The sequence below is a fragment of the Streptomyces sp. NPDC052721 genome (genome assembly GCF_040678315.1).
Taxonomy (GTDB): domain Bacteria; phylum Actinomycetota; class Actinomycetes; order Streptomycetales; family Streptomycetaceae; genus Streptomyces.
On record NZ_JBFATL010000062.1, the window covers coordinates 31152 to 43170 of the forward strand.

13 protein-coding genes and 1 rRNA gene are annotated in these 12019 nt (G+C 70.8%); 3 read left to right on the forward strand and 11 right to left on the reverse strand.

What is annotated here, in order from left to right; genetic code table 11:
• Window positions 1-151 precede the first annotated feature (151 nt).
• Window positions 152-433: a glutaredoxin family protein gene (locus AB0L21_RS36750; protein ID WP_365710195.1), complete on the reverse strand. Its 282-nt coding sequence runs from the start codon at window positions 431-433 to the stop codon at window positions 152-154.
• A 117-nt stretch (window positions 434-550) separates the two neighbouring features.
• On the opposite strand from AB0L21_RS36750, the gene AB0L21_RS36755 reads away from it, so the two are divergent.
• The 3 genes from AB0L21_RS36755 to AB0L21_RS36765 all read left to right on the forward strand — a co-directional run bounded on the left by AB0L21_RS36755 (window position 551) and on the right by AB0L21_RS36765 (window position 4080).
• Complete coding sequence (locus tag AB0L21_RS36755) at window positions 551-1471, forward strand: HAD-IB family hydrolase (RefSeq protein ID WP_365710189.1); 921 nt, start codon at window positions 551-553, stop codon at window positions 1469-1471.
• A 308-nt stretch (window positions 1472-1779) separates the two neighbouring features.
• The gene (locus AB0L21_RS36760) at window positions 1780-2559 is read left to right on the forward strand and encodes an ECF subfamily RNA polymerase sigma factor, BldN family (RefSeq protein WP_365710187.1); all 780 of its coding nucleotides are present in this window, start codon (window positions 1780-1782) and stop codon (window positions 2557-2559) included.
• Between the two features lie 237 nt (window positions 2560-2796).
• Window positions 2797-4080 (forward strand): DUF5667 domain-containing protein, encoded by a 1284-nt coding sequence (locus AB0L21_RS36765; protein WP_365710186.1) that lies wholly within the window; start codon window positions 2797-2799, stop codon window positions 4078-4080.
• 72 nt (window positions 4081-4152) lie between these two features.
• Here AB0L21_RS36765 and AB0L21_RS36770 read toward each other — a convergent pair whose 3' ends face one another.
• The 10 genes from AB0L21_RS36770 to rrf all read right to left on the reverse strand — a co-directional run.
• Entirely contained in the window at window positions 4153-5217 is a 1065-nt protein-coding gene (locus tag AB0L21_RS36770; RefSeq protein ID WP_365788454.1) for a lysophospholipid acyltransferase family protein, read from the reverse strand.
• 13 nt (window positions 5218-5230) lie between these two features.
• The gene (locus AB0L21_RS36775; protein WP_365788455.1) at window positions 5231-6292 is read right to left on the reverse strand and encodes an NAD-dependent epimerase/dehydratase family protein; all 1062 of its coding nucleotides are present in this window, start codon (window positions 6290-6292) and stop codon (window positions 5231-5233) included.
• Window positions 6293-6479: 187 nt separating this feature from the next.
• Window positions 6480-6578, reverse strand: a complete 99-nt coding sequence (locus AB0L21_RS36780; RefSeq protein WP_003948845.1) for an AURKAIP1/COX24 domain-containing protein — start codon at window positions 6576-6578, stop codon at window positions 6480-6482.
• A 135-nt stretch (window positions 6579-6713) separates the two neighbouring features.
• Window positions 6714-6926 (reverse strand): helix-turn-helix domain-containing protein, encoded by a 213-nt coding sequence (locus AB0L21_RS36785; protein ID WP_121791081.1) that lies wholly within the window; start codon window positions 6924-6926, stop codon window positions 6714-6716.
• A gap of 129 nt (window positions 6927-7055) precedes the next feature.
• Window positions 7056-7871 carry a phosphatase gene (locus tag AB0L21_RS36790; RefSeq protein WP_365788456.1) on the reverse strand — a complete coding sequence of 272 codons (816 nt, stop codon included), beginning with the start codon at window positions 7869-7871 and terminating at the stop codon, window positions 7056-7058.
• A gap of 99 nt (window positions 7872-7970) precedes the next feature.
• Window positions 7971-9143 (reverse strand): acetoin utilization protein AcuC, encoded by a 1173-nt coding sequence (locus AB0L21_RS36795; protein WP_365710179.1) that lies wholly within the window; start codon window positions 9141-9143, stop codon window positions 7971-7973.
• Complete coding sequence (locus AB0L21_RS36800; protein WP_365788457.1) at window positions 9094-10311, reverse strand: MFS transporter; 1218 nt, start codon at window positions 10309-10311, stop codon at window positions 9094-9096. Before AB0L21_RS36800 ends, AB0L21_RS36795 begins: the two co-directional genes overlap by 50 nt.
• A gap of 105 nt (window positions 10312-10416) precedes the next feature.
• Window positions 10417-11130, reverse strand: a complete 714-nt coding sequence (locus AB0L21_RS36805; RefSeq protein ID WP_365788458.1) for a VC0807 family protein — start codon at window positions 11128-11130, stop codon at window positions 10417-10419.
• Window positions 11131-11222: 92 nt separating this feature from the next.
• On the reverse strand, window positions 11223-11867 hold the full coding sequence (locus AB0L21_RS36810) for an HAD family hydrolase (RefSeq protein ID WP_365788459.1): 645 nt from the start codon (window positions 11865-11867) through the stop codon (window positions 11223-11225).
• 59 nt (window positions 11868-11926) lie between these two features.
• Window positions 11927-12019, reverse strand: a 5S ribosomal RNA gene (gene rrf, locus AB0L21_RS36815); the annotation flags it as partial.

The following is a 12019-nucleotide window of genomic DNA, read 5'->3' on the forward strand; positions in this document are numbered from 1 at the left end:
GGTCACGCGACTTCTGCACCCTCGCCGGAAACCGGCGCATACGCACCGGTGTCCCTTCGTTACTGGGGGCAAAACCGCACACACTCCTCACGAATCCCGCCCCCGAGACCAAACCGCCGTCGATCCTAAGCGACTTTCCGGCCGGTTTGGACTAGTCGGTCAGTGCCCGGCGCAGACGCTCCTCGTTCACGCGCCAGAAGGTGTGCTGTTCACCGTCGATCAGTACGACCGGGATCTGCTCCCAGTAGCGGTCGTGCAGCTCCCGGTCCTCGGTGATGTCCTTCGGCTCCCACGGCACGCCGAGGTCGCCGCACACCTTCTCGATCACCAGCTGCGCGTCGTCGCACAGATGACAGCCCGGCTTGCGGATGAGGGTGACCAGCCGCGCGCGCGGCTCGGCCCTGCGTCGGAAGAGGGGACTCATACCGGCCATTCTCGCGCGCCCGGCGCCCGTTCCGGATCGCTTCTTCAACGACCCGGTCGCGCAGAGTTCACGACCTCGCGGCCTCCGGTCGCCGGAACCGCGGGGCGAACTGGCTATGCTCACGTCATGGCCGCTCTCGGATGGCTCACTCCCCGTAGGCGCTCCGCCACGGCGCGGAGCGTGTTGGCAGGCGAGGCCTCGGCGGAGGCCGCCCGCAAGTCCTCGCAGGAAGCCTCGCGCGCCACGCCGGAGGAACCGGACTTCCCGGTGATCGGCGACGACCGGGCCGCCGCCTTCTTCGACCTCGACAACACGGTGATGCAGGGCGCCGCGCTGTTCCACTTCGGCCGCGGGCTGTACAAGCGGAAGTTCTTCGAGACCCGCGACCTCGCCAAGTTCGCCTGGCAGCAGGCCTGGTTCCGGCTGGCCGGCGTCGAGGACCCCGAGCACATGCAGGACGCCCGCGACTCGGCGCTGTCGATCGTCAAGGGCCACCGGGTCGCCGAACTGGAGTCGATCGGCGAGGAGATCTACGACGAGTACATGGCCGACCGCATCTGGCCCGGTACCCGCGCCCTCGCCCAGGCCCACCTGGACGCCGGCCAGAAGGTGTGGCTGGTGACCGCGGCCCCGGTGGAGATCGCCCAGGTGATCGCCCGCCGCCTCGGCCTCACGGGCGCCCTCGGCACGGTGGCCGAGTCGGTCGACGGCGTCTACACCGGCAAGCTGGTCGGCGAGCCGCTGCACGGCCCGGCCAAGGCGGAGGCGGTCCGCGCGCTCGCCGCGGCGGAGGGGCTGGACCTGTCCCGCTGCGCGGCCTACAGCGACAGCCACAACGACATCCCGATGCTGTCCCTGGTCGGCCATCCCTACGCCATCAACCCGGACGCCAAGCTGCGCAGGCACGCCCGCGAGAAGGACTGGCGCCTGCGCGACTACCGCACGGGCCGCAAGGCGGCGAAGGTCGGCATTCCGGCGGCGGCCGGGGTCGGCGCGGTGGCCGGTGGCACGGCGGCGGCGATCGCCCTGAGCCGACGGCGCCGATAACCGCCCCCCGGTCCTCGTACCAGCCGCCACAGCCGCCCCGCGCGCGGGAATCGTGCCGCGGCCATTTCAAGGCGCCCCGCTCCTCATCGAAACCGGCCTCATTCCGGTCAACAAGCGATCAGATTGCGCAACTTGACTCGCCATCAAACGGTTACCGATGCGACGCAATCGATGATTTGAGCAACTCGGTGTAGCAGTGCCTGTACGAAGCGTTATTCTCCTCAGACGCAAACCGGTACCCCTCCGTCGCTACGACGGGTGAAAGGTCCCGCACTGCACGTGATGGAAGCTCTGCCTCTGGGAGTCCCGTGTACCCACACGTCGGGGTTGACGCCTCGGGCCTGGCTACGCTGCGCGCAGCAGTCGCAACGGTCAAGGAGACGCTGCGCGGCCTCGTCCCCACCGCGTACGCCGTCCCCGCCTTCGCCGCCGCCGCGCCCGCCGGCCCGTGCTACGCGCTGGCCGACGGCACCGCCGCCGTCGGCAGACGAGGGCGGGCCACGGGCGCGGCCACCGCCCGCCGTCCGGCCGCCGACAGCGACAGCGCCCGGATGATGGACCTGGTCGAACGCGCCCAGGCGGGGGAGGCCGAGGCCTTCGGACGGCTCTACGACCAGTACAGCGACACCGTCTACCGGTACATCTACTACCGCGTCGGCGGCCGGGCGACCGCCGAGGACCTCACCAGTGAGACCTTTCTGCGGGCGCTCCGAAGGATCGGCACCTTCACCTGGCAGGGCCGCGACTTCGGCGCCTGGCTGGTCACCATCGCCCGGAACCTGGTCGCCGACCACTTCAAGTCCAGCCGCTTCCGGCTGGAGGTCACCACCGGCGAGATGCTCGACGCCAACGAGGTCGAACGCTCCCCGGAGGACTCCGTCCTGGAGTCCCTGTCGAACGCCGCCCTGCTCGACGCCGTACGGCGGCTCAACCCCCAGCAGCAGGAGTGCGTGACGCTCCGCTTCCTCCAGGGTCTCTCGGTCGCCGAGACCGCCCGGGTCATGGGCAAGAACGAGGGCGCCATCAAGACCCTCCAGTACCGCGCCGTCCGCACCCTCGCCCGGCTGCTGCCCGACGACGCCCGCTGAACCACCTGACCCCGGGCGACGGCCAACTCACCTACCGTGACCGCCCGTTGCCGCCTTTCTGATCCGGTCATCCGCCGTCCGTAACCCAAGTGCCGCGCCAGTCGTTGTGCGGGATACAGGCTCCCTGTGGTCACGTCCTGGCTGACCCGATCGCTCGATCGTGTGGAAATGCCGTGGGCGTGCAACCCTCAGGACCCCCTGGGGAGTCGACCGTCATGACGAGAGGAGGTGCCGCCAGTGATCGCGAACGTATCGGCGCACCGGCGGGCGAACGCCTTCGCCCAGGCCCTGGAGGAGCAGTCCGCCCGGGACACGGCGGCCGAGCAGTCCGTAGGCCCGGCGGGATCACCGCCGACCACCGAGGAACGGACCGAGCAGGGCGAACTGCTGGCCCTGGCGGCGGGCCTCGGCGCGCTGCCCAGGCCGCAGCTCGATCCCGAGGTCAAGGTCGTCCAGCGGGCCCAGCTGGTGGCCGCGATGGAGGCCATGCTCCAGGAGGGCACGGGGGCGGCGGACACGTCGGTACCGGAGCAGAAAGGGAGCGCGGCGACTTCCTTGGAAGGGCGCTGGCGGGAGACGGGCGGGCGCTCACACCGGGCCAAGGGCGCGCACCGGGCGAGCCCGCTGGGCAAGCTCCGCCCGCGCACGAGACTGACCAAGGGCCTCGCGGCCGGCGGGCTCAGCGTGGGCGTGGCCGCCGGGGCCTTCGGCGGGGTCGCCGCCGCCAGCTCCGACGCCCTGCCCGGCGACTCGCTGTACGGGCTGAAACGCGGCATCGAGGACTTCAAGCTCAACTACCTGACCGACGGCGACGACCAGCGCGGCCAGACCTACCTCGACCAGGCCTCCACCCGCCTCAGCGAGGCCCGGCGGCTGCTGGAGCGCGGCCGGGGCGGCCATCTGGACCATGAGTCCATCGGCGAGATCCGCCGCACCCTGTCCGGGATGCGGCACGACGTCACCGAGGGCCACCGCCTGCTCCACGCGGCCTACGAGGCCGACCCGGACTCGCTCGGCCCCATCCAGGCGCTGTCCACGTTCTCCCGGTCCCACCGCCAGGCCTGGAGCGCGCTCAGCGACAAGCTGCCCACCCAACTGGGCGATGTGAAACAGCAGGTGTCCTCGGTCTTCGACGCCATAGACGAAGAGGTCGCCCCGCTGCAGTCCCTGCTCCCGCAGCCACCCGCCCGGCCGGGCGACGGCAGACACCCGGGCGGCTCCGGCCCGGCGTCCACCGGCTCCTCCGGCAGCCACCGGTCCACCACGCCGAGCGCCGGGAACACCCCGTCCGCCGGCAAGCACACCGGCACGGGCACGCCGAGCGGCCCGGCCACCGGCAGCAGCGGCGACGGGCTCATCGGCGGCGACGCGGGGGGACTGCTCGACCCGCCGAAGACCGGGTCCGACACCACGTCCCCGTCCGCCGGCAAGTCCCCCACGGGCCAGCCGGACGTCACGATCCCCCCGCTCATCCCCGACCTGCTCCCGGGCCTGGGCATCGACAGGGACGACGCGGACTGACGCGGCACGGCCACGGCATCGAGGGCGCCCCTTTCCGAGCAGGGGCGCCCTCGATGCCGTTCAGCGGAGCCCTCAGAAGAACACCGAGCGCCGCTGCACCAACAGCTTGTACAGCGTGTGCTGAATCTGCTCCCGCACCTGATCGGTCAGGTTGAACATCAGCATCGGATCCTCCGCCGCCTCCGGCGGATACCCGTCCGTCGGAATCGGCTCACCGAACTGGATCGTCCACTTCGTGGGCAGCGGAATCGCACCCAGCGGACCGAGCCAGGGAAACGTCGGCGTCAACGGGAAGTACGGGAAGCCCAGCACCCGCGCCAGCGTCTTGGCGTTGCCGATCATCGGGTAGATCTCCTCCGCCCCGACGATCGAGCACGGAACGATCGGCACACCCTGACGCAGGGCCGTCGAGACGAAGCCGCCCCGGCCGAACCGCTGGAGCTTGTACCGCTCGCTGAACGGCTTCCCGATCCCCTTGAAGCCCTCCGGCATCACCCCGACCAGCTCCCCCTGCCCCAGCAGCCGTTCCGCGTCCTCCGCGCAGGCGAGGGTGTGCCCCAGCTTGCGGGCCAGCTCGTTGACCACCGGCAGCACGAAGACCAGGTCGGCGGCGAGCAGACGGAGATGGCGGCCGGCCGGGTGGTGGTCGTGCACCGCCACCTGCATCATCAGCCCGTCCAGCGGCAGTGTCCCGGAGTGGTTGGCGACGATCAGCGCCCCGCCCTCGGCCGGGATGTTCTCGATGCCCTTCACCTCGACCCGGAAGTACTTCTCGTACACCGGCCGCAGCAGCGACATCAGGACCTGGTCGGTCAGCTCCTCGTCGTAGCCGAAGTCGTCGACCTCGTAGTCCCCGGTGAGCCGGCGCCGCAGAAAGGCCAGCCCGGCCGCCACCCGCCGCTCCAGGCCGCCGTCCCGCCCGCCGGCCTCCGCCGGCTCCAGCGGCTCCTCCTCGCGGCTCACAGGACCATCCTCCCGCGCCCGCTCCCGCCCCGGCAGGGGCTGGACCGCACCCATCTCACCCGGCTCCCCGAGCGCACCGCGCCGGCTCCCCCCGCTCCGCCGCCGCGGCTGACGCTGTGCGGCGCTTCCGCGGGACCGGTCGTCGTCGAACGGAATGACCTTGGCGTCCGCCATATTGCCGCTCTCCTCAGTTGGCGCTGTGCGTCTGGGGGTGGCCGCCCGCCCTCGCGGTCAGGGCGGCGACCCGGTCGACGGCCCCCGCCAGGGTCTCCGGCGGCAGCAGCCCGGCACCCTGGCCGCGCGCGAAGTCCGCGAAGGTCTCGGCCGTCGTGTAGCGGGGCGTGAAGCCCAGCGTCTCGCGCATCTGGACGGTGTCCACGACCCGCCCGTGGGTGAGCAGCCGGATCTGTTCCGGCGAGAAGTCCGTCATACCGAGCGTACGCACGAGGGAGCCGGCCCAGGTGACCGCGGGCAGCAGCAGCGGCACCGTGGGCCGCCCGAGCCGCCGGGAGCACTGCGAGAGCAGCAGCACGCCGTCCCCGGCGATGTTGAAGGTGCCGCTGTTCAGGGTGCCCCGGCGCGGCTCGTGCGAGGCGATCCTGAGCACCTCGATGACGTCGTCCTCGTGCACGAACTGCAGCCGTGGGTCGTAGCCGAACACGGTCGGCAGGACGGGCAGCGCGAAGTACGAGGCGAGCGGGGTGTCCGCGGCCGGCCCGAGGATGTTGGCGAACCGCAGCACGCACACGGCGACGTCCGGGCGCCGCCGGGCGAACCCGCGCACATAGCCCTCCACCTCGACGGTGTCCTTCGCGAAGCCGCCGCTGGGCAGCGACTTGGGCGGGGTCGTCTCGGTGAACACGGCCGGATCGCGCGGCGCGGAGCCGTACACGTTCGTACTGGACTTCACCACCAGCCGCCGCACGGTCGGCGACTTCTGGCAGGCGCCGAGCAGCTGCATGGTGCCGATGACGTTGGTCTCCTTGACCGTGGCCCGGCTGCCGCCGCCCAGGGCCGTGCCCGTGACGTCCAGGTGGACGACCGTGTCCGCGCCGGTCTCGGCGAGCACCCGGGCGATGGTCGGCTGCCGGATGTCGGCCTGGATGAAGTCGGCGCCACCCAGGTGGTGGGCCGGCGGCACCGCGTCCACGGCGATCACACGCTCGACCTCCGGGTCCCGCTGGATCCGCCGCACGAACCGGCCGCCGAGCTGCCGGGCGACTCCGGTGACGAGCACGATCCGTCCCAAGATCAGCGCCTTCCTTCCCGCGTAACCGGTATCCCGCGTTCCCCGTGTGCGGCCAACCTAGCCGGTCGATGGTGCGCTGTGATGACCCCAGGTGTGCCTGGCGACGGAAATTCCCCCATCGGTATATGCCTGTGGCCCCCCACCACTGATGGTGGGGGGCCACAGGGCCACACTGTCGCGGCGCCGCTTACTTCTTGTTGCGGCGCTGAACGCGCGTGCGCTTGAGCAGCTTGCGGTGCTTCTTCTTGGCCATCCGCTTGCGCCGCTTCTTGATAACAGAGCCCACGACTACCCTCGCTCACTTCTCATCACTCGGTTGTTTGGGCGCCATGGGCCCACACGACCTACGAGGGGCTAGCCTACCCAACCGAGCGCCGAGGTCGTAATCGAGGGGCACCCCCGGGTCGCCCAGGGGTTGTCGTCAGGCCGTCTCCACCCCCACATAGCTGTCGCGGAGGTACTCGTGTACCGCTTGTTCCGGGACGCGGAACGACCGCCCCACCCGGATCGCGGGCAGATGACCGCTGTGCACCAGGCGGTACACGGTCATCTTCGACACTCGCATCACCGAGGCGACCTCCGCCACGGTAAGGAACTGAACCTCGTTCAGAGGCCTCTCGCCAGCTGCAGCCATGACACACCTGAACCTTCCGCACTCGACGGCCACCGGCTTCCCCTTCCGGTGACTCTTCGTCGTTGCGTGCTCACTCCCCAGACTAGGGGCGGGTGATGCGAGTGGGGAAGAGGTGCACCCATCGGCGGCCTACTGTGACAGACACGCTCGATCGAGTACGTAGCGGATCAGCGGCCGGTAGTGAGCAGACCGCACTGCGTCATCAACCGGAACGGCGACGGACACCCGTCCCTCGGCCTCCCCCACGAACAGCGCGGGATCATCCGTGTCGGCCAGACCGATGGCCTCGAACCCCAGCTGACCAGCACCGCAGACCCATCCGTGGTCCCCGACGACCAGCTCCGGCAGCGGCCCGCCGGCCTGCGCCGCGGCGTCCAGCGCGACCCGAACCGGCAGCGGCGAGTGGCTGTGGGCGCCCGGCTCACAACCGGGGCGCCCGCCCGCCGGTTCCCGCACCAGGGCAACCCCTCGTACGTAGTCGAGGCGATGGGTACGTAGGCCGAACCGGGTCAATATGTCGACACAGCGACCCTGCGCCGGGGTGAGGACCTCACATCCCGCCGCCGACAACGCGTCCGCGAGACCGGCGTAGAAACCGAGCAGCGGACGCGGGTGCCCGGTGCCGAGCAGCACGGGCGCACCACGCCGGGCCACCTCCCGGATCCGCCCCGCGAAGGCGTCCAGCGCGGCGAGCGTCCGCTCCGGATCGATCACATCCGGTCCGGAAATGTACCGGGGATCGGCCGAAACCCCGCACTTCTCCGCCATCAACCCGAGCAAGTCCCGGACTCCCCATGCCCCTTCGGGATCGATCCCGATCAACACGCGTGGATCCCGGGCGGCGAACAGCCGGTAACTCCGCAGGCTGTCCTCCCGCGAGGTCGCCACCACCCCGGCCAGCCGGGCGGCCACCAGATGCGCGCGGAGACGGGCGGCGGTCGACACGGATGCGATGGTGGCCCATTGGGGGTGCGGGAGGGACGGAAACGCCGGAAGTCCGCACGGTTGGCCTAATGCCGGCCGACGGGCGGGTGCGAGCAACCGTCAGGGAAGAAGACCGCGCAACGGGAACACGGCCCGCCGGGTCGCCAGCACGGCCTGGTCGACCCGGTCGGCGGGGTCGTACCCCTCCTCCCAGGACGCCCACGACACCGGCCACAACCCGTCCGTCATCCGCCACGGTCCCGACTGCCGCGTCCGGGCGAACACGTCCTGCCGCCATGCCTCGGGGATCATCGCCTCCGGAGCGACCGGCTTCCCGGCCGCGATCCCCACCAGATGCGTCCACGACCGCGGAACGACGTCCACCACCGCGTACCCGCCGCCGCCCAGCGCGACCCACTTGCCCCCGGCGTACTCGTGCGCCAGATCGTGACAGGCCACCTGCACCGCCCGCTGCGCGTCCAGCGAGACCGCCAGATGCGCGAGCGGATCCTCGAAGTGCGTGTCGGCCCCGTGCTGGGTGACGAGCACCTGCGGCCGGAACTCCGCGAGCAGCTCCGGCACCACGGCGTGGAAGGCCCGCACCCACCCCGCGTCCCCGGTCCCGGCCGGCAGCGCCACGTTGACCGCGGCCCCCTCCCCCGCGCCCGCCCCGGTCTCCTCCGGCCACCCGGTCTGCGGGAACAACGTACGGGGATGCTCGTGCAACGAGATGGTCAGCACCCGCGGGTCCTCCCAGAACGCGGCCTGCACCCCGTCCCCGTGGTGCACGTCCACGTCCACGTAGGCGACCCGCTCGGCCCCCAGCTCCAGCAGCCGCGCGATGGCGAGCGACGCGTCGTTGTAGATGCAGAACCCCGACGCCCCACCGGGCATGGCGTGGTGCAGCCCGCCCGCGAAGTTCACGGCGTGGTCGGCGTCCCCCCGCCACACCGCCTCGGCCGCGCCCACCGACTGCCCGGCGATCAGCGCGGACACCTCGTGCATCCCGGCGAACGCGGGATCGTCGACCGTGCCCAGCCCGTACGAGCCGTCCGCCCCCGCCGGATCGGCCGACGCGGCCTTCACGGCGTCGATGTAGTCCTCCCGGTGGACCAGCCGGAGCGTGGACTCGCCGGCCGCTTTCGCCGCGACGACCTCCACCTCCCGGTCGAGCCCGAAGGCACCGACCAGCCGACGGGTCAGCTCCAGCCGGACCGGATCCATCGGATGGTTCCGACCGAAGTCATAGCCCGTTACTGCCTCGTCCCACATCAGCTGTGCGCGGCCGCTCATGTCCGCCACCGTATCGGTCCGGTTGAGCGGCGAACGACCTGGCGTACCCCAGTGTCACCAGCACCAACACCATCGGCACGAGCATGGCCCCCCGATAGCTCCACGCGTCACCGAGCGCGCCCACCAACGGTGCGCCGATCAGGAAACCCACGTAGTTGAAGATGTTCAGCCGCGCGACCGCCGCGTCCGAGGCCCCGGGGAACAACCGTCCCGCCGCCGCGAACGTCTGCGGCACCAGCACACACAACCCCAGGCCCAGCAGGGTGAACCCGAGCATCCCGGCCCACGCGCCGGGCGCCACGGCCACCACCGCGAACCCGCCGGCCGCGACCACCGCGCCGAGCCGTACGACCGCCACGGCCCCGAACCGCCGCACCCCGAGGTCCCCGACGGCCCGCCCCACGAGCGTGGTCACCATGTACACGTTGTACGGCACGGTCGCCAGCTGCTCCGAGCTGCCCAGCACGTCCTTCAGATACTTGGCGCTCCAGTTGGAGACGGTCGAGTCCCCGATGTAGGCGAACATCATCACCAGGCACAGCGGCAGCAGCAGCTTGAAGACGACGTTCCTCTGCTCAGCGGTCCGCTCCGGAGCGGGCAGGGGCTCCCCGTCGACATACCACCGGCTCCCCATCAGCGTCGCCGGCAGCAGAACGGCCACCACCGGCAGATACGACACCCACAGCGCGAGGTGCCAGTGCGCCCCCGCCCAGGCCAGCGAGGCCCCCAGGATCGCGCCCAGGCTGTAGACGGCGTGGAAGCCGAGCATGATGCTGCGCCCGTACGACCGCTGGAGGCTGACGCCGAGCATGTTCATGGACGCGTCCAGCGCGCCCACCGCCAGGCCGAACACGCCCAGCGCCACGGCCAGTACGGCCACCTGTCCGTGCCCGCCCGCCCCGACGCCGAGCAGCGCCAGCAGCACCACCGGCTGGGACCAGCGCAGCAGCCGGCTGGGCCGTATCCGCTTCACTAGTTGTTCGGTGCTCACGCTGCCGACCCCGGCGAGGACCGGCACGGCGGCCAGGAAGACCGGCAGCAGCGCGTCGGAGACGCCGTACCGGTCCTGGATGGCCGGGATGCGCGTCACCAGCAGGGCGAAGGCGACACCCTGGGCGAAGAAGCTGAACGCCAGGGAGGCCCTACCGCGCAGCAGCACATCAGTCATGGCGGCGAGAGTAGGGCCCCGGGCTACCGCTGGGTAGATCCAGTCAAAGATGAAATTCCCTCAGCTTCGGTCCGGGCTTCGGCTCACCCGGCTTGGGCTCGGTGATCAGGCGGCGACGGCCACCGCGGGCCGCTCCGCCCGGCCGGCCTCCACTTCCGCCGCGAGCATCCGCTCCATCGGTCCCACGGCCAGTCCACCGCTGACCACCATCCCGATCGCCATCGCGGCGATCAGGATGACGGAGCCCAGCCACACCATGGTGCCCACGGGGATGGTGTAGGCACCCACGACCCGTACGACGCACTCGGCGAGCAGGGCCAGCCCCCACACCATGGAGAACGTCCGCTCCCTGGACCGGAAGGCCGCGGACTCGTCCGCCGCCCCGGACACCAGCCGCTGCCAGGCGGCTTCCCTGGCCGCGTCGCCCTTCACGACGAAGGGCTTCATGCCCGCGGTCATCATCGGCTTGCCGAGCCGGACGGACACCAGGATGCCGATGGCCACCGTGCTGCTGACCCCGCTGTCCTTGGCCAGCATCAGCCGCGGGTCGCCCGAGACGAAACTCAGCAGCAGGGACACGACGTTCACGGCGAGGATGAGACCCGCCAGCGCGTTGGTCCTGCGCTCCCTGACGATTCCCCATACGGTCCGCACCGCCGGTACGACACTGCTCCAGGCGAGCGCAGCGAAGGTGCTCACCCCGAAGGCGTCCTTGAAGAGGTAGTACGAGCCGAGCGGCAGCGCCACATCGATGAGCAGCGGCTTGACGTTGTCCAGCACGCTCGGCTTCCGGCCCTGGTTCCCCGTGTTCTTCGTCATGCCCTCAGCTTCGCCCCCGGGCCGGGGCCGCCAGTAGAAACGATCGTCCGGAGCTGCGCATGACATATGTCAGCCCGCACGGTCGACCGGGGTCATACCAGCAGGTCGGGCAACTGGTCCATGCGGGAGAAGAGTTGCCCGGCACGCGTGAGCTTCGCCGCCGGCGTCATCGCGGTGAACCCGTACACGTCCATCCCGGCCGCCACAGCCGCCTGGACGCCCAGCGGGGAGTCCTCCACGACCACGCACCGCTCGGGGGCCACGCCCATCCGCTCGGCGGCGTGCAGGAACAGGTCCGGCGCCGGCTTGCCCCGCCCGACGTCCTCCGAGCTGAAGATGCGCTCCTTTGGGAACCACCGGTCGAGCCCGGTCGTCCGATGCCCCACCCGGATCCGCGCGTGACTCCCGGAGGAGGCCACGCAGTACGGCACTCCGTCCGCGGCGAGCTTCTCCAGTACGCCGGTCACACCGGGTACGGGCCGCAATTCCCGCTCGAAAGCGGCGAACACCCGGGTGTGGAAGACCTCGTCGAAATCCACCGGCAGCCGCTGTCCCGTCCGCTCCAGGATCAGGTCATGGATCCGGTGCGTCGCCGACCCCATGTAGTCGCGGATGGAGTCCTCGTACGAGGTCGGGTGCCCCAGCTCGGTCAGATAGGCGGCCAGGAGTCGGTTGGATATGGGCTCGCTGTCCACGAGGACACCGTCGTTGTCGAAGATGACGAGGTCGTAGCGCATGGAATCACCCTAAACGCAGAAAACCCCCGCACCGAAGTGCGGGGGTTCCCTCAAAAATTGTTCGGCGGCGTCCTACTCTCCCACAGGGTCCCCCCTGCAGTACCATCGGCGCTGTGAGGCTTAGCTTCCGGGTTCGGAATGTAACCGGGCGT

Bases quoted from the DNA above. Each gene is read 5' to 3' on its own strand.
- AB0L21_RS36795 (WP_365710179.1), bottom strand. From the start codon at position 9,143: ATGAGCGGCCGCGCACAGCTGATGTGGGACGAGGCAGTAACGGGCTAT.
- AB0L21_RS36750 (WP_365710195.1), bottom strand. From the start codon at position 433: ATGGCCGGTATGAGTCCCCTCTTCCGACGCAGGGCCGAGCCGCGCGCG.
- AB0L21_RS36785 (WP_121791081.1), bottom strand. From the start codon at position 6,926: ATGGCTGCAGCTGGCGAGAGGCCTCTGAACGAGGTTCAGTTCCTTACC.
- AB0L21_RS36755 (WP_365710189.1), top strand. From the start codon at position 551: ATGGCCGCTCTCGGATGGCTCACTCCCCGTAGGCGCTCCGCCACGGCG.
- AB0L21_RS36805 (WP_365788458.1), bottom strand. From the start codon at position 11,130: ATGACGAAGAACACGGGGAACCAGGGCCGGAAGCCGAGCGTGCTGGAC.
- AB0L21_RS36770 (WP_365788454.1), bottom strand. From the start codon at position 5,217: ATGGCGGACGCCAAGGTCATTCCGTTCGACGACGACCGGTCCCGCGGA.
- AB0L21_RS36800 (WP_365788457.1), bottom strand. From the start codon at position 10,311: ATGACTGATGTGCTGCTGCGCGGTAGGGCCTCCCTGGCGTTCAGCTTC.
- AB0L21_RS36810 (WP_365788459.1), bottom strand. From the start codon at position 11,867: ATGCGCTACGACCTCGTCATCTTCGACAACGACGGTGTCCTCGTGGAC.